The sequence below is a fragment of the Phocaeicola sp. ICN-14070 genome (assembly GCF_037892625.1).
Lineage (GTDB): Bacteria > Bacteroidota > Bacteroidia > Bacteroidales > Bacteroidaceae > Phocaeicola > Phocaeicola plebeius.
This window is the reverse complement of record NZ_JBBKBF010000150.1, coordinates 1-1,298: the sequence shown is the minus strand read 5'-3', so window position 1 is coordinate 1,298 and position 1,298 is coordinate 1. Positions and strand designations below refer to the sequence as shown.

The following is a 1,298-nucleotide window of genomic DNA, read 5'->3' as shown; positions in this document are numbered from 1 at the left end:
CCTGTTGGCACAGATGGATGCCATAGAGTGGCGGGCGTAATAAAAATTCAGGTCAGGAACACCAATCTCACGACCGATTCTCTTCAGGCCAATATTCACCATGGCATTAAGCATGTCGGACGTCACATAATGGTCACTAAAACAGAAAACCGTTCCATTTCCCCTATATTTTTCGATTAGAGGACGAATCTCAGGTTCAACGAATACCTTTATCAGCGCCTTGTCTTTTCTTCGCGTACGCGTCTTTCTACGCTGATAGGTGAGCACATATCCGGAATACTCACAAGCTTCATACAAGTCAGCTGTATTCATCCCCATAAGCGCAAATGAAATCAGAAACACATCTTTGGCTATATTGAAAAGAGAGTATCCCTTGTTTTTATTCTGGTAAACGTACGGAAGGTCTATTATACGCTGTATCTGCTCAACAGAAAGCACGCGATGCTCCACAGAAACAGTCACCTCCGGTATCTTGTACATTGAGAATGGAGATAAGGGTATTCTCACCATTCCGGCTTCTTCATCATTGTATTCAAGCTTGGCGTTATTGAATACAGTCTTCAGGAATGAGATGTAAGACGACACAGCCCTTCCGGCTTTCGGCTTATCAGTTGTAACCACACCTCCAGACTTTGTACCGCAAAGTGTAGGTTCCTCACGAAGAAAACGCTCATAGGATTTCAGGAAAGACACCGTTACCTGATTGACGTCAAGATCAGGGCCAGCAAAACGTTCAAGGGCATTCATGGCCACCCGATAGGACTTTGCAGTTCCAGTTCTCCCCTGCTTCTCCAAAGAATCCGCATAATCTTTACCATACTGTATAATATTCAGATAAAATCCGTCTGAGGAACCGGTAAGATATTCCACAATCTTGTCCACGTCCCAGGATTCAGCCTGAATTCCAGCGGCAGTCAGTTTTCTCCTATAAGAAAGTACAAGTTCATCCATCAGGTCTATTATGGCCTGATTCTTGATTTTTATCTTTTCTACACCCTTTTCCTTCTTTCGTGAAATATCCTGCGCAGAGACAAACTGAGAAGTTTTTATATACTTTGATTTTCTTGCCTGAGTGACACGTATCTTTACATTATACGTACCATCTTCCTTTTTCTGATGAGGAAGAACCACTACCTTGAATGTTGCCATTTGCTGAAAAACATTTGTAAAACATTTCACCGCAAAAATAGCGTTTTTTCATGGAAAGCAAAGAGAGGAATCTCATATTTTATACCCCCAGAAATCCCTCTGGAGGTATATCACGCTGATAATATGGAAAGTACAAAACAGATAGAAAC

General features: G+C 42.0%; 1 protein-coding gene. It reads right to left on the bottom strand.

Features of this window, described 5'->3' with window-relative positions:
* Positions 1–1,149, bottom strand: a 1,149-nt coding sequence (locus tag WKT20_RS17985; RefSeq protein ID WP_340417860.1) for a site-specific integrase, incomplete at its 3' end; no start/stop codon positions are given.
* Positions 1,150–1,298 lie beyond the last annotated feature (149 nt).